We start from the raw sequence: 17858 nt of genomic DNA, 5'->3' as shown, positions 1-17858 counted from the left end.
GCGGGCTGCGACACGCCCGGGGAAGCGTCGTTGCTTCGGGCAACCCGGGGCGGCACAGTGGTCCCCTCCCCGGTCAAGAAGCGGCTGGCCGAGCCCTCCCTCCCAGGAAGTGCCCCGCGCATGGAAAAAGGCCAGCTCCCCGCTGCCCCGCTGCTGCTCCGAGCCGTCCGCGACACCCGCCCCGAGTCCGGCCCGATCACCCTCCTCAAGGCGCGCGGCACGGTCGACGCGTCCAACGCCACGGAGTTCTCCGAAGCCCTGGCCGAGCACCTGCGCCGGTCCGACCGCGCCGGGGAACACCTCATCCTGGACATGACCGAGGTGTACCTGGCCAGCGCCGTCGCGGTGCGCTCGCTGGACCGGGCCACCGGCGGACTCGCCCTGTCCGGCCGCTGCCTGCCGATCGTGCAGCCCCGGCCCCATGTGCGCGAGGCGCTGCGGCTGGCCGGGCTGCCGGGCGTCCGGGTGCACGCCACGACGGCGTCCGCCCTGGACTCCCTCCCGGCGGGCGAACCGGCCCGGCCCGGCGGCCCCCGCTGAGGCGAATCCCGGTCCCCGGCCTCCGCGCGGTGCGGTTGAGGGCCGGGCACCGAGCGTGCAAGGTGGTGGTCCAAGGTCAGAAAGAGGCCTTTGCGGATATTTCGAGGCTTTGTGACGTCCTGGTGTGGTGATGCCGTGAAATCCTCCTCCGCCCGCCCGGGCGCACCGGCCCCTCTCGTCATCGAGTCGTCCCTGGTGGAGGGGCTGCCCGCCGAGGGCGCCCTGCTCCTGCGCATGTCCGGCAGCCTGAGCCCGGACGGCGCCGAGGCCTGGGCGGACGAGCTGCGCGGCCACCTGGAAGAGGCCGACCGCGCCGGACTGCGGCCGGTTCTCGACATGGCCCACGTGCAACTCGGCGGCGCCGCCGTCCTGCACGCGCTGAGCGAGACCACCCGGGTCCGCGCCGGACGCCCCGACCTGATCATCATCCGGGCCCGTCCCGGCGTGCGCGAGGCCGTGCACCTCGCCCGCCTCGACGGCGTGCGCCTGTACGCCACCCTCGACGAGGCGCTGCGGGACCTGGCGCGGGCCACCTCGCCGGTCGAGGACCTGCCGGCCTGGCGCTCGCAGATGTCCGACCCGTGGCGCCCGTCGTACGAGGACCTGCACAAGGAGGTGCGGGCGCTGCGGGCCCGGGTGCGCACCGCTCCGGTCATCGGCATGGCGCAGGGCACCCTGATGGCCCGCTACGGCCTGCCCGACTCCGGCAGCGCCTTCCGGGTGCTGCGCGAGGCCTCCCAGCGGTTCAACGTGCCGCTGCGCGTGCTGGTGTCCGCCGTCGTGGTGGCCCGGCCCCCGGGCGGCGAGGTGTGGTTCCCCGGTCGCCGTCCACTGCCCGTGCCGCAGTTGCGGATCCTCGCCCGCGAAGGCCGGGACCCGCGTTGCCGGCGCCAGATGATCGACGCGGTGCTGCACGAGGCGCTGGCCGTCGGCCGGGCCACCGCCGGGTACGTGCGGTTCGTGGACCCCGCGGTGAACGCCCTGACGCTGGAGACGCACTACGGCTGTGACGAAAGGTTTCTGGACCACCTCGTCCGGGGCCAGGACGAGGGCATGGCCGACACCGTCGCCCGGAGCCGGGGCCGCCGGGTGAGCGTGCCCGACGTGGCGGCGGAGCAGCTGCTGTCCGACGAGGTCAGGCGCGCCCTGCTGGCCACGGACACCCGCGCCCTGCACAGCGTTCCCGTCGTCTCCGCCGCCGGGTCCTGCACTGGCGTGATCACCCTGCACTGGCCGGAGGCCGGTCACCTGCCGGCCGGCGCCCGCGCCGAGACCCTCGACGTGCTGGCCGCCGACACGGCCGCCTGGCTGAGCTGGTACCACCGCTCGGTGCTCCTGGACGCCCTGGAGCACCTGCACAGACTCCTGACCCGCCGCGCGCCCTGAACCGGCGGGGTGTGCGTCACCCGTGGACCCCTGGGAACCCGGACCCCGCACACAGCACCTACACCCGGAGGGAGCCCGGCGCATGTCCAATCCGCAGCAGCCAGAACAGCGGCGCAGTGACAAGGGGGGCGGCACCCCGCAGGACAGCGGCGAACTGAAGGCCCGCCAGTCGGCCGGACGCGGCGCGGGTGCCCGCCCGCACGGCTCGGACAAGGGCCGCAAGGGCGGAGGAGAGGGCGGCGGGGTGCCCCCGGCGCAGCGGCCCCAGCACCCCTGATCCTCCGCGAGCCCGCGAACCGTCCATCCGGCCCCGGAGGCGTCGCCGGACGCCTCCGGGGCCGCTTCCCGATCGGGGCCGTTCCCCGGCCGGGGCCGCTTCCCGATCGGGGCCGTTCCCCGGCCGGGGCCGCTTCCCGGCCGGGCTCGTCCCGGTGACCGCCGGGCCGGCAGCCGTTAGGCTCCGGAACATGCGGATCTCCGTCTCCTCCGACATGGACGAACCCGTGGCCCGCCACCTCGTCGAGGAGCTGCGCCGGCGCGGCCACGAGGTGCGGGAGCACGGCGCGCTGCGTCCCGGCGCCGACCCGCAGTGGGCGGTCTGCTCCGAGGCCGCCGCCCGGGACGTCGCCGACGGCACGGCCGATCAGGCGGTGGTGTGCTGCTGGACCGGCACCGGCGCCTCCATCGCGGCCAACAAGGTGCCGGGCGTCCGCGCGGCGCTGTGCACGGACGCGGGTACGGCTGAGGGGGCGCGGCGCTGGAACGACGCCAACGTTCTGGCGCTCGGCCTGCGGCTCACCTCCGCGCCGGTGCTGGGCGAGATCCTCGACGCCTGGTTCGCGGCCGAGCCCAGCCGGCACCCCGATGACCTGCGCAACGTGGCCCGCGTCGGCCGCCTTGACGCCGCCAGGAAGGACTCCTAGCGGCGGGTACGGCGGCCCGGCGCGGGCCACGTGCGGGGGAATCCGGTCGGGTGGGCGGATGTCGGGTCGGGTCCGGTGGTGCGGTGCGGTGTCAGTGGGCGCCCAGCCCGCCGCCGCCGAAGGAACCGCTCGACCCCTTGCTCCAGCGCGGGCGGTCCTTGGCTTCGCTCGGCCTGGTGTCGAGGTTGCTCAGTTCGTACGGTGTGAGCGGGCGGCCGCCCGGGGGAGTGACGGGAACCTCCTGCGATTCCCGGTTCTCCCGGATCTCGTGCACCGCGCCCTCGGGCGGCAGGTGCGGTTGCTCCTCGGGACGCGGCCGGGGGGACTCGCGGTACTTCACCCGGGAGTTCATCCAGAAGCCGCCGGCGAGCAGCGCGAGCAGGCCCACGGCTATGAGGAAGAGCACCAGGCTCATCAGGCCGCTCGCCGCGGCCAGCTGCATCTGTGCGGTGTCCATAGCCGAGAGATACCCACCCAGAACGGAACGAACCGGACACCTTGGGTGGCCGCCCGTCACCCTCGGCGACCCGTCCGCGCCGACGCCTCGCAACCCTTGCCGTACAGCCTCGCAACCCTTGCCGTACAAGGGTTTGCCCGCTCGGGGCCCGGCTACCCGCCGGGTGTGACGTCGCCTACGCAGCAGCAGCTCTACCGGTTCCTCGAGGACCGGTTCACGTGCGCCCAGGCGTGCGCGGAGTGCGCCAGGACCAGTGCGGTGCGCGCGAGCCTGCTGGACCCGGACGGCACCGAGCAGCAGGAACGCGTACGGCGGCTGGGGATCATGTGCGCCGAGGTGTGCGACGCGACGTGCCGCACCCTGTCCGAGCAGAACCCCCAGGACGAGGACGGGATCAGGGTGCAGCTCGAGTGGTGCCGCTCGGTCTGCCTGGAGTGCGCCCACGCCTTCGGGCGGCACCCCGGCGCCGAGTCGGCCGCGGCGGTGTGCCGCGCCTGCGCCGTTGCGTGCACCGACTTCATGGTGGCGCTCGACTGAGCCGGAGCGGCCCCGCGGCCGCTCCCGGGCGCGGCGACGCCCCTCCCGGCGCCGGTGCCGGCGCCTCCGCCCTCCGGCCCCGCCCCGTCACCGCGGGCCACGACGCGAACTCCGGAATCCAGGGCCGTCAGGGTCCCGTCAAAGCGGGACGCACTGCCGTAAGAGAGCCGTCAACGGCGGCCGCGGACGACCGCGGAGGCGGTTTCCTCTAAGCGTCCGACGCAAGACGCACCTCACTCCAGGAGTTCGCGATGGCCGATCTGGCCTTCGTCCTCACCGTGCTCGCGGGTTTCGCGCTGGTGGCCCTCGTGGCAAAGGGGGTCACGAAGCTGTGACCGCCGAGAACACGGTCGGCCTCGTCGTGGCCGTAGCCCTGCTGGGATACCTCGTCCTCGCCCTGATCTTCCCGGAGAGGTTCTGACGGTGACACCGGCTGTTGTCGCAGCGGGCGCCATGGGTCCCGTACCGGCAGGCGTGCTCCAGCTGCTCGCCCTGACGGGGGCGCTGGCGCTCGTCCACATTCCCTTCGGCACCTACATGGCCCGGGTCTACTCCTCGAAGAAGCACCTCCGGGTGGAGAAGTGGATCCACAAGGGCGTCGGCGCCGACCCCGACACCGAGATGACCTGGCCCGCGTATCTGCGCGCGGTCCTCGCCTTCTCGGCCGTCGGCGTCCTCTTCCTCTACCTGCTGCAGCGACTGCAGGGCGTCCTGCCCGGCTCGCTCGGCTTCTCCTCCGTCGGCCCGGCGCAGTCGTTCAATACCGCCGTGTCGTTCGTCACCAACACCAACTGGCAGTCGTACTACGGCGAGCAGACCATGGGGCACGTCGTGCAGACGGCCGGTCTCGCCGTGCAGAACTTCGTCTCCGCGGCCGTCGGCATGGCCGTCGCCGTGGCGCTCGTCCGCGGGTTCACCGGATCCCGCACCGGTCAACTCGGCAACTTCTGGTCCGACCTGGTGCGCGGCACCCTGCGGATCCTGGTGCCGGTGGCCGCCCTCGCTGCGGTGGTACTGGTGGCCTGCGGCGCGGTCCAGAACTTCTCGGGCATCCACGAGGTCGGCCAGTTCATGGGCGGCTCGCAGCAGTGGAACGGCGGCGCGGTCGCCTCCCAGGAGGCCATCAAGGAACTGGGCACGAACGGCGGCGGCTACTTCAACGCCAACTCCGCCCACCCCTTCGAGAACCCGACCCCGTTCACCAACCTCTTCGAGATCTTCCTGATCCTGGTCATCCCGTTCTCGCTGACCCGCACCTTCGGCGTGATGGCCGGCAGCGCCAGGCAGGGCCACGCCCTCCTCGCCACGATGGCCGCCATCTGGCTCGGCTTCACCGCCCTGATGATGTGGACCGAATTCGCGCACCACGGACCTGCGTCGCAGGCGGCCGGCGCAGCGATGGAGGGCAAGGAGGTGCGTTTCGGCGTCGGCGGCTCCTCGATCTTCGCGGTGGCGACCACGCTCACCTCGACCGGTGCGGTGGACTCCTTCCACTCCTCCTTCACCGGCCTCGGCGGCGGCATCGCCATGCTCGGCATGATGCTGGGCGAGATCGCGCCCGGCGGCACCGGCACCGGCCTCTACGGCATGCTGATCATGGCCGTGATCGCGGTGTTTATCGCCGGTCTCATGGTCGGCCGCACACCCGAGTACCTGGGCAAGAAGATCGGGGGCCGCGAGATGAAGCTCGCCGCCTGCTACATCCTCGTCACCCCCGCCCTGGTGCTGGTCCTCACCGCCGCCTCCATGGCCCTGCCGACCCCGCGGCACTCGATGCTCAACCCGGGCGCGCACGGGTTCTCCGAGGTGCTGTACGCGTTCACGTCGGCGGCGAACAACAACGGTTCGGCCTTCGCGGGCCTGAACGCGAACACCGACTGGTTCAACACCACGACCGGGCTCGCGATGCTGCTCGGCCGATTCCTGCCCATGGTGTTCGTCCTCGCGCTGGCCGGCTCCCTCGCCGGGCAGCGGCCGGTGCCGGTCACCGCGGGCACCCTGCGCACCGAGAAGCCGCTGTTCGCCGGTCTGCTGGTGGGCGCGATCCTGATCATCACCGGTCTCACCTACTTCCCGGCCCTGGCGCTCGGCCCGCTCGCGGAAGGGCTCGCGTGATGACCACCGGCACGAAGAAGTCAGAGGACCCGATGTCCACCGTCACACCCGCCCGGGCGCCGCACAGCGACCTGCCCACCCCGCACGAGCCCGGCGCGGGCCGCGTCGGAGCGGGCCTGTTCGAACCCGGGCAGTTGGTCAGGTCGCTGCCGGAGGCGCTTCGCAAGCTGCATCCGCGGGTGATGGTCAAGTCGCCGGTGATGTTCGTGGTGTGGACCGGCTCCGTGCTGACCACGGTCTTCTCCTTCACGGACCCGGCCGGCTGGTTCGGCTGGACGATCAGCGCCTGGCTGTGGCTGACCGTGGTCTTCGCCAACCTCGCGGAGGCGGTCGCCGAGGGCCGGGGCAAGGCCCAGGCCGACACTCTGCGCAAGGCCAAGACCGACACGGTCGCGCGCCGGCTCCTCGGCGACGGCGCGGAGGAACGCGTCCCGGGCGCCGCGCTCACCGTCGGCGATCTCGTCGTGTGCGAGGCCGGTGACGTCGTCCCTGGTGACGGTGACGTCGTCGAGGGCGTGGCCTCCGTGGACGAGTCGGCGATCACCGGCGAGTCAGCCCCGGTGATCCGCGAGTCCGGCGGCGACCGGTCTGCGGTGACCGGCGGGACGAAGGTGCTCTCCGACCGGATCACCGTCAGGATCACGACGAAGCCGGGCGAGACCTTCATCGACCGGATGATCAACCTGGTCGAGGGCGCCGCCCGGCAGAAGACGCCCAACGAGGTCGCGCTGAACATCCTGCTGGCCTCGCTGACGATCGTCTTCCTGCTGGCCTGCGCCACCCTGCCGCCGTTCGCCGACCGCGCGGGCGCGCACCTGACGACGGTGGTCCTGGTGGCCCTGCTGGTCTGCCTGATCCCGACCACCATCGGCGCGCTGCTCTCCGCGATCGGCATCGCGGGCATGGACCGGCTGGTGCAGCGCAACGTCCTGGCGATGTCCGGGCGTGCGGTCGAGGCGGCCGGTGACGTCTCCACCCTGCTGCTGGACAAGACCGGCACCATCACCCTCGGCAACCGGCAGGCCGCCGAGTTCGTGCCCGTCCAGGGCGCCACCGAGGCCGAGGTCGCCGACGCGGCCCAGCTGTCCTCGCTGGCCGACGAGACGCCGGAGGGCCGTTCCGTCGTCGTCCTCGCCAAGGAGAGGTACGGACTGCGCGAACGCCACCAGGGCGAGCTGGCGCACGCCGAGTGGATCGCGTTCACCGCCCAGACCCGGATGTCGGGCGTCGACGTGGGCGGACGCAGGGTCCGCAAGGGCGCCACCGCCTCGGTCATGGCCTGGGTCGAGGAACGGGGCGGCAGGACCGCCACGGACGCGGCCGCCGTCGCCGACCGCATCTCCGCGGCGGGCGGCACGCCGCTCCTGGTCGCGGTCGACGACGAGCGGGGCGCCCGCGTCCTCGGTGTCGTCCACCTGAAGGACGTCGTCAAGGAGGGCATGCGGGAGCGGTTCGCGGAACTGCGCCGCATGGGCATCAGGACGGTCATGATCACGGGTGACAACCCGCTGACCGCGAAGGCGATAGCCGAGGAGGCGGGCGTCGACGACTTCCTCGCCGAGGCCACCCCCGAGGACAAGATGGCCCTCATCAAACGGGAGCAGGCCGGCGGCAAGCTGGTCGCCATGACCGGCGACGGCACCAACGACGCGCCCGCGCTGGCCCAGGCGGACGTCGGCGTGGCGATGAACACGGGGACGTCGGCCGCCAAGGAGGCCGGCAACATGGTCGACCTCGACTCCAACCCGACCAAGCTGATCGAGATCGTCGAGATCGGCAAGCAACTCCTCATCACCCGGGGTGCGTTGACGACGTTCTCCATAGCCAACGACGTCGCGAAGTACTTCGCGATCATCCCGGCGCTGTTCGCCTCGGTCTACCCGGGCCTGGACAGGCTGAACGTCATGCGGCTGTCCTCGCCCGACTCCGCGATCCTGTCCGCCGTCGTCTTCAACGCGCTGATCATCGTCGCGCTGGTGCCGCTCTCCCTGAAGGGCGTGCGGTACCGGCCGGTCGGCGCCGACCGCATGCTGCGCCGCAACCTCGCCGTCTACGGCGTCGGCGGCCTCGTGGCGCCGTTCATCGGCATCAAGCTCATCGACCTGCTCATCTCCCTCATCCCCGGAATCGGCTGACCGCCATGACCAACTCCCTCGTGAACACCGCCCGGTTGCTGGGCGCGGGCCTGCGTGCGCTGCTCGTGCTGACCCTGGTCACCGGCGTCGTCTACCCGCTGGCCGTCACCGGCGTCGCCCAGGGTCTCTTCCGCGGCGCGGCGAACGGCTCCGAGATCGAGGCGGACGGCAGGGTCGTCGGCTCGTCCCTGATCGGGCAGTCCTACGACCTGCCGCCGAAGAAGGGCCAGGAGACCCCGGAACCGGACCTGAGATGGTTCCAGGGCCGCCCGGCCGACGGGCTCGGCGTCAACACCCTCAACACCCGGTACAAGCTGATCCTCTCCGGCGCGACCAACCTGGCCGCCGACAACAAGGTCCTGGCCGAGCGGGTCGAGGACGCCAAGGCGGCCGTCGTGAAGGACAACTCGGTCCCCGGGTACACCGTGGACCCGGCGGACGTCCCCGCGGACGCGGTGACCTCCTCCGGCTCCGGCCTGGACCCGGCCGTCTCCCCGCGGTACGCCGAACTCCAGGTCCACCGGGTCGCCGCTAGGAACGGCCTGCCGGTCGCGCGCGTCGAGAGACTGGTCGAGGACCACACCCGGGGCCGCACCCTGGGCTTCATCGGGGAACCCCGGGTGAACGTCCTGGAGCTCAACGTCGCGCTGCGGGAGCTGACGGCGAACCGGTGACGGCGGCATGCGGCCGGTGCCGGGCCCGGAACACCCGGTCGCACGCCTCTGGCCCCTGTTGATCATCGCGTGCTACCAAGGACCATGCCTGTCGACGAGGGAACCCGCAGCTACGACGCCGTCATCGTCGGCGGTGGCCACAACGGGCTGGTCGCCGCCGCCTACCTGGCCCGGGCCGGACGGTCCGTGCTGGTGCTGGAGCGGCTCGGCCACACCGGAGGCGCCGCCGTCTCGACGCGTCCGTTCGCCGGGGTGGACGCCCGGCTGTCGCGCTACTCCTACCTGGTCAGCCTGTTGCCGCGGAAGATCGTGCGCGACCTCGGGCTCCGCTTCCAGGTCCGCGGGCGCACCGTCTCCTCGTACACGCCCACCGAACGCGGCGGGCGGGCCACCGGACTGCTCGTCGGCGGCGGGGAGCGGCGCACCCGGGAGGCGTTCGCCCGGCTGACCGGCGGCGAGCGCGAGTACGCGGCCTGGCAGCGCTTCTACGGCATGACGGGCCGCGTGGCCGAGCGGGTGTTCCCCACGCTCACCGAACCGCTGCCCGGGCGCGACGAACTGCGCCGCCGCATCGACGACGACACCGCCTGGCGGGCGCTGTTCGAGGAGCCGATCGGGGCGGCCGTGGAGGAGAACTTCACCGACGACCTGGTGCGGGGCGTAGTCCTCACCGACGCGCTCATCGGCACCTTCGCCGACGCCCACGACCCCTCCCTGGTCCAGAACCGCTGCTTCCTCTACCACGTCATCGGCGGCGGCACCGGCGCCTGGGACGTGCCCGTCGGCGGCATGGGCGCCCTCACCGACGCGCTGGCCGCAGCCGCCCGAACGGCCGGCGCGGTGATCGCGACCGGGCACGAGGCGGTCCGCGTCGACACCGACGGGCGCACCGCCGAGGTCACCTACCGCACCGCCGACGGCGAGGGCGTCGCCGCCGCCCGGCACGTCCTGGTCAACGCCTCCCCGCAGGAGCTGGCCGCCCTCCTGGGAGACCCGCCGCCGGAGCCGGCCGAGGGCGCCCAGCTCAAGGTCAACATGCTGCTCACCCGGCTCCCCCGGCTCCGCGACGACGCGGTCGACCCGCGCGAGGCCTTCGCCGGCACCTTCCACATCGCCGAGGGATACCGGCAACTGGCCACCGCCCACGCCCAGGCGGCCGCCGGGGAACTCCCCGCCGCGCCGCCCTCGGAGATCTACTGCCACTCCCTGACCGACCCCACCATCCTCGGCCCCGGCCTGGCCGGACGCGGCTACCAGACCCTCACCCTCTTCGGACTGCACACCCCCGCCCGGCTGTTCGCCCGGGACAACGACGCCGTCCGCGAGGAGCTGCTGAGGGCCACCCTCGCGCAGCTCGACGCCCATCTCGCCGAACCCCTCGCCGACTGCCTCGCCACCGACGCCGACGGCCGCCCCTGCATCGAGGCGAAGACCCCGCTCGACCTCGAACGGGACCTGCGCCTGCCCGGCGGCAACATCTTCCACCGCGCCCTGTCCTGGCCCTACGCCCAGGAGGGCACCGGGCGCTGGGGCGTGGAGACCGGGCACCCGGGCGTCCTGCTGTGCGGCGCGGGCGCCGTGCGCGGGGGAGGGGTGAGCGGAGTGCCGGGGCACAACGCGGCGATGGCGGTGCTGGAGGCGTAACGAACGGGCGGCCACGGGTTCTTGACCCGCCCGTCCGGCGCACCGAGGATCGGCTGTCATGACCCAGGGACACGGCAGCACGGTCGACGGGGTGCTGCGGCGCAGCGCCCGCCGCACCCCGGCACGCATCGCACTGGAGTACGGCGAACGCGGCTGGACCTACGAGGCGCTGGACGACGCCGTCACACGCGCGGCGGGGCTGCTCCGCGCCCAGGGCCTCGCCCCCGGGGACCGGGTCGCCGCCTACGGGCACAACTCCGACGCCTACCTCATCGCCTTCCTGGCCTGCGCCCGCGCCGGCCTGGTCCACGTGCCGGTCAACCAGAACCTGACCGGCGACGACCTGGCGTACATCGTCGGCCAGTCGGGCAGCGCCCTGGTGCTCGCCGACCCGGACCTCGCCGGCCGGCTCCCGGACGGAACCCGGGTGCTGTCCCTGCGGGACGCCGACGGCTCCCTGCTCGCCCGGCTGGCGGACGCGCCGCCGTACGACGGCCCCGAGCCGCGCACCGAGGACCTGGTGCAACTGCTGTACACCTCCGGCACCACCGCCTCGCCCAAGGGCGCGATGATGACGCACCGCGCGCTGGTGCACGAGTACCTGAGCGCGATCACCGCCCTGGACCTGAGCGCCGGCGACCGGCCGGCCCACGCGCTGCCGCTCTACCACTCGGCGCAGATGCACGTGTTCCTGCTGCCGTACCTCGCGGTCGGCGCCACCAGCGTCCTGCTGGACGCGCCGGACGGGGACCGGCTCCTCGACCTGATCGAACAGGGCCGCGTGGACAGCCTGTTCGCACCGCCGACCGTGTGGATCGGCCTGGCCAACCGGCCCGACTTCGCCGTCCGCGACCTCGGCGGCCTGCGCAAGGCCTACTACGGCGCCTCCATCATGCCCGTGCCGGTGCTCCAGCGACTGCGCGAACGGCTGCCGGGGCTCGCCTTCTACAACTGCTTCGGGCAGAGCGAGATCGGCCCGCTCGCCACCGTGCTCGCCCCCGACGAGCACGACGGCCGGCCGGACTCCTGCGGCCGGCCCGTGCTCTTCGTGGACGCCCGCGTGGTGGACGAACGCGGCGAGGAGGTGCCCGACGGCACGCCCGGTGAGATCGTCTACCGCTCACCGCAGTTGTGCGAGGGCTACTGGGACAGGCCCGAGGAGACCGCCGAGGCCTTCCGGGACGGCTGGTTCCACTCCGGCGACCTCGCGGTGCGCGACGCCGAGGGCTACTACACGATCGTCGACCGGGTGAAGGACGTCATCAACTCCGGCGGCGTGCTCGTCGCCTCCCGCCAGGTGGAGGACGCCCTCTACACACACGAGGCCGTCGCCGAGGCCGCCGTCATCGGCCTGCCCGACGAACGCTGGATCGAGGCCGTCACGGCGGTCGTCGTCGCGCGCGGCGAGGTGACGGCGGACCAGCTCACCGAGCACGTACGACAGAAGCTCGCCCCCTTCAAGGCGCCCAAGCGGGTGCTGTTCGTGGACGAGCTGCCCCGCAACGCCAGTGGAAAGGTCCTCAAGCGCGAACTGCGCGACCGCTTCGGCGGCGGCTCGTAGGCCCCGCCGTCCCGACCGGGCCGGCCTGGGGCCTGTCTGACGATTCCCGCCGGGCCCGCGACGTCTGGCACCGCACCGCGCCGCGTTGCCGGTTGCGCCCAGGTGCGTCCAGTACGAGGACGGCCCTCCGCCTTGCGATGCACGGCACCGGACGCCGCGGGCTGATCCGACGCGAATGGTCGGACAGGCCCTAGCGCGGGCGCAGATCCACGATCCGGCGGATCTTGCCCACGGACCGCTCGAGCGACTCGGGCTCCACGATCTCCACGCCCACGGACACACCGACCCCGTCCTTCACGGCCGCCGTGATCGACCGGACCGCCGCCTCCCGGGCCTCGGGCGTGGCGCCGGGCCGCGCCTCGGCGCGCACCGTGAGCGCGTCGAGCCGGCCCTCCCGGGTGAGGCGCAGCTGGAAGTGCGGCGCCACACCCGGGGTGCGCAGCACGATCTCCTCGATCTGCGTGGGGAACAGGTTCACCCCGCGCAGGATCACCATGTCGTCGCTGCGCCCGGTGACCTTCTCCATCCGCCGGAACACCCGGGCCGTACCGGGCAGCAGCCGGGTCAGGTCGCGCGTCCGGTACCGGATGACCGGCATGGCCTCCTTGGTGAGCGAGGTGAACACCAGCTCGCCGCGCTCACCCTCCGGCAGCACCTCACCGGTGACCGGGTCGACGACCTCCGGGTAGAAGTGGTCCTCCCACACGTGGAGGCCGTCCTTGGTCTCGACGCACTCCTGCGCGACCCCCGGGCCCATCACCTCGGACAGGCCGTAGATGTCGACGGCGTCGATCGCGAACCGCTCCTCGATCTCGCGCCGCATGTGCTCGGTCCACGGCTCGGCGCCGAAGACGCCCACCCGCAGCGAGGTGCCGCGCGGGTCGACGCCCTGCCGCTCGAACTCGTCCAGCAGCGTCAGCATGTAGGACGGGGTGACCATGATGACCCCCGGCTCCAGGTCCTGGATGAGCCGGACCTGGCGGGCCGTCATGCCGCCGGACGCCGGGATCACCGTGCAGCCCAGGCGCTCGGCGCCGTAGTGGGCGCCCAGACCACCGGTGAACAGGCCGTAGCCGTAGGCGACGTGCACGGTGTCGCCGGCGCGCGCGCCCGCCGCCCGCAGCGAACGCGCGACCATGTCCGACCACACCGACAGGTCGCCGTCGGTGTACCCGACCACCGTGGGCAGCCCTGTGGTGCCGCTGGAGGCGTGCAGCCGGCGCACGCGCTCGCGGGGCACGGCGAACATGCCGAACGGGTACTGCTCGCGCAGGTCGGTCTTGGTGGTGAAGGGGAAGTGGGCCAGGTCGCCGAGCGAGCGGCAGTCCTCCGGGCGGACGCCCGCCTCGTCGAAGGCCGCGCGGTAGAACGGCACGTGCTCGTAGGCGTGCCGCAGCGAGGCCCGCAGCCGCTCCAGCTGCAGCACCCGCAGCTCCTCGGGTCCGAGCCGCTCGCCCGCGTCGAGCAGGTCCGTCGCGTCCGCCATCGGCACTTCTCCCTCGTCAGCAGCACACATTACGGACGACCGATCATTCGGTCGAGTGATGTCAGGCCAGTAATTCAGGCCGTCCGGCCCGCGGGCAAGAGGCGAGCGGGAATTTTCCGCGCGAGGCCGTGCCCCGGGGTCCGGGCGCCGGTCGGACGCGTTGCCGCAGAGCCGCGCGGGCTGGGATGATCCCGGCATGCCGACCTTCGCCGCAGCCGACGGGACAGTGCTCGCCTACCACCTCAGGGGTGACGGCCCGGCCCTCGCCGTCCTGCCCGGCGGGCCCATGCGCGCCTCCGCCTACCTGGGGGACCTGGGCGGACTCGCCGCGCACCGCCGGCTGGCCCTGCTCGACCTGCGGGGCACCGGCGACTCCGGGGTCCCGGCCGACCCGGAGACCTACCGCTGCGACCGCATGGTCGACGACGTGGAGCGGTGGCGGACCCATCTGGGCCTGGAGCGGATGGACCTGCTCGCCCACTCGGCGGCCGGCAGCCTGGCACTGCTGTACGCGGCCCGCCACCCCGGCCGGGTCCGGCGGCTGGCGCTGATCACCCCCAACCCCTCGGCCCTCGGCATGCGGGCCACGCCCGGCGACCGGCTCGCCGCCGCCCGGCTGCGGGCGGACGAGCCGTGGTTCGGGCACGCCCTCCCCGCCTTCGAGGCCTGGCTCGCGGGCGACACCGGCTTCGACGAGGTCTTCCTGCCCTTCTTCTACGGCCGCTGGGACGACACGGCCCGGGCGCACGCGGAGAACGAGGAGGCGCAGACCAACGACGAGGCGGCCGAGCGGTACTTCGCCGAGGGCGCCTTCACCCCGGACGCCACCCGGGCCGCGCTCGCCGCCCTGACCGCCCCCGTCCTGATCCACGCGGGCGAGTACGACGGCGGGCCCAGCCCCGCCCTGGCCCGGCGCGTCGCCGAGGCCCTCCCGAACGCCGAGGTGAGCGTCCAGCCCGGCGCCGGCCACTACCCATGGCTGGACGACCCCGGGCACTTCGTCCGGCGCGTCCTCGCCTTCCTCGGGGACGACGGTCTCCCGTCCCGGCAGGAGACCCCAAAGTCCTCCCCACGTGGCCTGTCCGCCGTGCGAACCGGTCGCTAGGCTGACTCGCGGACGACGAACCGGGAGGAGCACGGACGTGGCCGAGACCATCACCCAGCAGCAGCCGCTCATGGGCTGGAACAAGCCGGAGCTGGACCTCAGCGGGGCCGAGTGGCAGTCCAGCAGCCGAGGACTGGGCGATGTGCAGATCGCCTTCGTCGAGGGATTCATCGCGATGCGCAACAGCGGCCGCCCGGAGAGCCCGTCCCTGATCTTCACGCCCGCGGAATGGGGCGCCTTCGTCTCCGGCGCGCGCGAGGGGGAGTTCGACCTCACCTGAGCCCGCGGTCCACCGCACGCCGATCCGGGGGCCGGGGACGCCGCCCCGGTCGTCGTCGGCCGCCACCGGCGGCGTCTGCTCGCGCCCACCCGCATGATGGGCTCCGTCACCCAGGCCGTACTGCTCCACGCGGCCTGCCCGATCGCGGTCGTCCCGCCGGCCCCGCGGAAGGAGTGAGGCCCGCTCCCGCGCCACCCGCTCCCAGGGCCTGCCAGAAAGGGGCCGCCCCCCCCCGGGCGACGAGGCCGCATCCCCGGCAGGCCCTGAACGGAGGATCCAGGCCGGGCGGGGGAATCCGGGCGCTGCCGGGGATGCGCCCGCACGGCGGCGGACGCACGCGGGCACGTACCATTGCGGCATGTCGTTCCTCCGCCGCCGCAGCGCCACCCCCGCCGGTCCCGACTTCGACGTGCTGGCCATGGACCCGGGCGACTGGCCGGGCAACCTCGGCGCGGGCCTGCTGCCCGCCCCCGACGGCTCCTGCCAGGGCGTCTTCCTGCGCTACGACCTCTTCGGCGGACGCGGCCCCGCCATGATCATCGGCAATCTGCCGGAGGGCTCCCCGGCCCGCGAGGTGGCCGAGGGCGAGATCCCCTTCGAGGTGGCCCAGCTCCTGCTGGCGCTGGAGAACGACGAGGAGGTCACGGTCGTCGGCACCGAGGACACCCCGGTCCTCCAGGGCGACAACCTGCTGATCGTGCGGCGTCTGAAGCTCTCCGAGAGCCGGATCTCCTGCGTCCAGTTCGACCGCAGCGACGGCGTCCTGGTGACCATCGCCGCCTGGGACCGCCCCATCACCGACGACCTGTACGCCCTGCTGAAACCGCTCCCGGCGGAGCTGTTCCAGCAGGGCTGAGGACCGGGCCTAGCGGGCCGCTCCCGACACGGTGACGTCCGCGGCGCGCACGAACGCCACCCGGTGGCCGTACTGGATCTCGTAGTACAGGTCCTTGCCGACCACGACCCGGTGCGAGTCGGGCGTGAAGGTGACCGCGTAGTAGTACTCGCCGGGCATCAGGTCACCGACCGCGTACTTCTGCCCCGCCGGGATCGTGTACTTCAGCGGCACCACCGACTGCGCCGGCACGCCCGCCGGGTAGGCCTCCTTCTCCGGGTACGCCCTGCCGTACACCGGGATGCTCGCCGCGCCGTCCTTCGGAGTGACCACGAGACCGGAGGCGCTCACCGCCGTGGGCTGCTTGCGCGGGTCGTGGAACCAGGCCTTCTGCCCGAGGTACCAGATCGCCGTCCAGTCGCCCCAGCGGTCGGCGACGGCGAACCGCTGGCCGGTGGAGACCCGCGACGACAGGTCGTTGACCCCGTCGGTGGGTGTCGTGCCGAGGCCGACGTCCTTGATCAGCGGCGCGCTCTCGTCGTGGTCGGAGTACAGCCGCACCTCGCTGGAGCCGTGCGCGGCGCAGGGCTCGCCCTTGGTGGCGCAGCCCGTGTAGACCGGCTGGTTGGCGGCGTAGTCCGGCAGGATCGTCACCAGAGCCGAGTGCTTGCCGCCGGTGCGCTTGAAGGGGTGGCCGAGCAGCTGGAAGTAGTGCCGCCAGTCCCAGTACGGGCCCGGGTCGGTGTGCATGCCGGGGACCGAGGCGGCCGTCGGGCCGGGCACGTTGTCGTGGCCCAGGATGTGCTGCCGGTCCAGCGGGATGCCGTAGCTGCGGGACAGGTACCTCACCAGCCGCGCCGAGGACCGGTACATCGCCTCCGTGTACCAGGCGTCCGGCGAGGTCAGGAAGCCCTCGTGCTCGATGCCCACGGACCGGGCGTTGATGTCCCAGTTGCCCGCGTGCCAGGCCACGTCCTTCGCCTTCACATGCTGGGCGATCAGACCGTCGGTGGAGCGGATGGTGTAGTTCCAGGACACATAGGTCGGGTCCTGGATCAGGTTCATGACCCCGTCCCAGGAACCCTCGGTGTCATGGATGACGATGTACTTGATGCGCTGTGACTGCGGGCGGTCGCCCAGGTCGTGGTTGCCGTAGTCGTTGTCGCCGAACTCCTCGTACGGCGCCGGGACCGACTCGCAGGACACCGACTTCGGGCACTCGACGTCGTCCGCCTCGGCCGTGCGCAGTCCGGTCCGCTCCAACTGGGCCGTGTCGGGCCTCAGTCGGGGCTGGGCGGCGAGCGTCACCCGCAGGCCCTGGTCGGTGACGCGATCCTCGCCCGTGCGCAGCACGTCGTAGACGTCGTTCGCGTACGCCCCCGCGGTCGCCGTGTCGTCGGCGCCGGAGAAGCGGGCCACCGCGCCGTACCAGCCGGCCGGATCGGCGCCGAGCGGCTCGCCCAGCTCCTTCTGCGCGGCGGCGAGCAGCGCGGCACCGCCGGCGATGTTCGCCGCCGGGTCGGTGCGCAGCTCGGCCGCCGGCAGACCGGTCAGCTCGGCGGCCCTGGGCAGCGTCCGCAGACGGGCCGGCGGATTCGCGGCCGAGGGCACCCGGGCGTCGGGGCGCAGGGCCGGGCGGGCACTGTCGCCGCGAGCGTCCTCGGTGCCGTCGGCGAAGTGCTCGGACGTGGCGAGCGCGGTACGCGCGTCGGTGAGGTGCATCGGGCCGTAGCCACCGGTCACGCTGGGCGCGCCGTCGTGCGTGTCCCAGCGGGACTGGAGGTAGGAGACGGCCAGCAGGACGCTCTGCGGCACGTGGTACTCGGCGGCCGCGGTGGCGAACGCGCTCTGCAGCTCGCCTGCGGAGGACGCCGGGGCGCTCTGGGCCGGGCCCGCGCCGAGCAGCGGCAGCAGCAGGGCCGCGGAGGCCAGGGTGACGGCGGCGCGCCGCAGATGTCTGTGGCCGGGCGTGGGCGTGGGTACGGTGGCGGATCCTCGCAATGCGGACTCCTGTGACAGGCGGGTCTTGGCGGGGCGTGCGGGGCCGAGCTTGGTCAGTGGTACCGGCTTGCCGACGATCCGTCAATGATGCCTTCGGCAGGGAGATTTCCCATGTCACGGCCGGGTTCCGGCGAGTTTCGCAGCGATGGCGCACGGGCCTGCGGGGCGTCAGTGGCGTA

The 17858-nt window shown here is 73.0% G+C and carries 17 protein-coding genes and 1 pseudogene; 15 read left to right on the top strand and 3 right to left on the bottom strand.

What is annotated here, in order from left to right; all coding sequences use genetic code 11:
* Window positions 1-120: 120 nt before the first annotated feature.
* The 4 genes from ACFQ9Z_RS01745 (at window position 121) to ACFQ9Z_RS01730 (ending at window position 2849) form a co-directional block, all read left to right on the top strand.
* The gene (locus ACFQ9Z_RS01745) at window positions 121-540 is read left to right on the top strand and encodes an STAS domain-containing protein (protein WP_383009530.1); all 420 of its coding nucleotides are present in this window, start codon (window positions 121-123) and stop codon (window positions 538-540) included.
* A gap of 135 nt (window positions 541-675) precedes the next feature.
* A complete protein-coding gene (locus ACFQ9Z_RS01740) occupies window positions 676-1926 on the top strand; it encodes an ANTAR domain-containing protein (RefSeq protein ID WP_383009528.1) in 1251 nt (416 codons plus the stop codon).
* 82 nt (window positions 1927-2008) lie between these two features.
* Window positions 2009-2203 carry a hypothetical protein gene (locus tag ACFQ9Z_RS01735; protein WP_383009526.1) on the top strand — a complete coding sequence of 65 codons (195 nt, stop codon included), beginning with the start codon at window positions 2009-2011 and terminating at the stop codon, window positions 2201-2203.
* Window positions 2204-2393: 190 nt separating this feature from the next.
* On the top strand, window positions 2394-2849 hold the full coding sequence (locus tag ACFQ9Z_RS01730) for an RpiB/LacA/LacB family sugar-phosphate isomerase (protein ID WP_383009524.1): 456 nt from the start codon (window positions 2394-2396) through the stop codon (window positions 2847-2849).
* A 91-nt stretch (window positions 2850-2940) separates the two neighbouring features.
* Here the strand turns inward: ACFQ9Z_RS01730 and ACFQ9Z_RS01725 are convergent, their stop codons facing one another.
* Window positions 2941-3306, bottom strand: coding sequence for a DUF6479 family protein (locus tag ACFQ9Z_RS01725; RefSeq protein ID WP_383009522.1), 366 nt, complete (start codon window positions 3304-3306; stop codon window positions 2941-2943).
* Window positions 3307-3471: 165 nt separating this feature from the next.
* On the opposite strand from ACFQ9Z_RS01725, the gene ACFQ9Z_RS01720 reads away from it, so the two are divergent.
* The 7 genes from ACFQ9Z_RS01720 to ACFQ9Z_RS01690 all read left to right on the top strand — a co-directional run bounded on the left by ACFQ9Z_RS01720 (window position 3472) and on the right by ACFQ9Z_RS01690 (window position 11972).
* Complete coding sequence (locus tag ACFQ9Z_RS01720) at window positions 3472-3843, top strand: ferredoxin (protein WP_383009520.1); 372 nt, start codon at window positions 3472-3474, stop codon at window positions 3841-3843.
* Between the two features lie 331 nt (window positions 3844-4174).
* Entirely contained in the window at window positions 4175-4264 is a 90-nt protein-coding gene (gene kdpF, locus ACFQ9Z_RS01715) for a K(+)-transporting ATPase subunit F (protein ID WP_037775329.1), read from the top strand.
* A gap of 32 nt (window positions 4265-4296) precedes the next feature.
* The gene (gene kdpA / locus ACFQ9Z_RS01710; RefSeq protein WP_383010289.1) at window positions 4297-5958 is read left to right on the top strand and encodes a potassium-transporting ATPase subunit KdpA; all 1662 of its coding nucleotides are present in this window, start codon (window positions 4297-4299) and stop codon (window positions 5956-5958) included.
* Window positions 5958-8093 (top strand): potassium-transporting ATPase subunit KdpB, encoded by a 2136-nt coding sequence (gene kdpB, locus ACFQ9Z_RS01705; protein ID WP_383009517.1) that lies wholly within the window; start codon window positions 5958-5960, stop codon window positions 8091-8093. Before kdpA ends, kdpB begins: the two co-directional genes overlap by 1 nt.
* Before the next feature lie 5 nt (window positions 8094-8098).
* On the top strand, window positions 8099-8767 hold the full coding sequence (locus tag ACFQ9Z_RS01700) for a potassium-transporting ATPase subunit C (RefSeq protein ID WP_383009515.1): 669 nt from the start codon (window positions 8099-8101) through the stop codon (window positions 8765-8767).
* Between the two features lie 84 nt (window positions 8768-8851).
* Window positions 8852-10411 carry a phytoene desaturase family protein gene (locus ACFQ9Z_RS01695; protein WP_383009513.1) on the top strand — a complete coding sequence of 520 codons (1560 nt, stop codon included), beginning with the start codon at window positions 8852-8854 and terminating at the stop codon, window positions 10409-10411.
* Window positions 10412-10469: 58 nt separating this feature from the next.
* Window positions 10470-11972, top strand: a complete 1503-nt coding sequence (locus tag ACFQ9Z_RS01690) for an acyl-CoA synthetase (RefSeq protein WP_383009511.1) — start codon at window positions 10470-10472, stop codon at window positions 11970-11972.
* 190 nt (window positions 11973-12162) lie between these two features.
* On the opposite strand, the gene paaK is transcribed toward ACFQ9Z_RS01690, so the two are convergent.
* Complete coding sequence (gene paaK / locus ACFQ9Z_RS01685) at window positions 12163-13458, bottom strand: phenylacetate--CoA ligase PaaK (RefSeq protein ID WP_383009509.1); 1296 nt, start codon at window positions 13456-13458, stop codon at window positions 12163-12165.
* 196 nt (window positions 13459-13654) lie between these two features.
* Between paaK and ACFQ9Z_RS01680 the strand changes: the two genes are divergently transcribed.
* From ACFQ9Z_RS01680 to ACFQ9Z_RS01665, 4 genes and pseudogenes are all read left to right on the top strand, one after another.
* Window positions 13655-14563, top strand: coding sequence for an alpha/beta fold hydrolase (locus ACFQ9Z_RS01680; protein ID WP_383009507.1), 909 nt, complete (start codon window positions 13655-13657; stop codon window positions 14561-14563).
* A 37-nt stretch (window positions 14564-14600) separates the two neighbouring features.
* Window positions 14601-14843 carry a DUF397 domain-containing protein gene (locus ACFQ9Z_RS01675; RefSeq protein WP_383009505.1) on the top strand — a complete coding sequence of 81 codons (243 nt, stop codon included), beginning with the start codon at window positions 14601-14603 and terminating at the stop codon, window positions 14841-14843.
* A 36-nt stretch (window positions 14844-14879) separates the two neighbouring features.
* Window positions 14880-15020: pseudogene (locus tag ACFQ9Z_RS01670) on the top strand (universal stress protein); the annotation flags it as partial.
* Between the two features lie 181 nt (window positions 15021-15201).
* Entirely contained in the window at window positions 15202-15699 is a 498-nt protein-coding gene (locus ACFQ9Z_RS01665; RefSeq protein ID WP_143628576.1) for a hypothetical protein, read from the top strand.
* A 9-nt stretch (window positions 15700-15708) separates the two neighbouring features.
* Here the strand turns inward: ACFQ9Z_RS01665 and ACFQ9Z_RS01660 are convergent, their stop codons facing one another.
* Window positions 15709-17679 carry an N-acetylmuramoyl-L-alanine amidase gene (locus ACFQ9Z_RS01660; RefSeq protein WP_383009502.1) on the bottom strand — a complete coding sequence of 657 codons (1971 nt, stop codon included), beginning with the start codon at window positions 17677-17679 and terminating at the stop codon, window positions 15709-15711.
* Window positions 17680-17858 lie beyond the last annotated feature (179 nt).

Origin of the sequence: Streptomyces sp. NPDC056580 (assembly GCF_042793175.1) — a bacterium.
Taxonomy (GTDB): Bacteria; Actinomycetota; Actinomycetes; order Streptomycetales; family Streptomycetaceae; genus Streptomyces.
The sequence above is the reverse complement of the archived record's forward strand: the minus strand, read 5'-3'. Positions and strand labels throughout refer to the sequence as shown.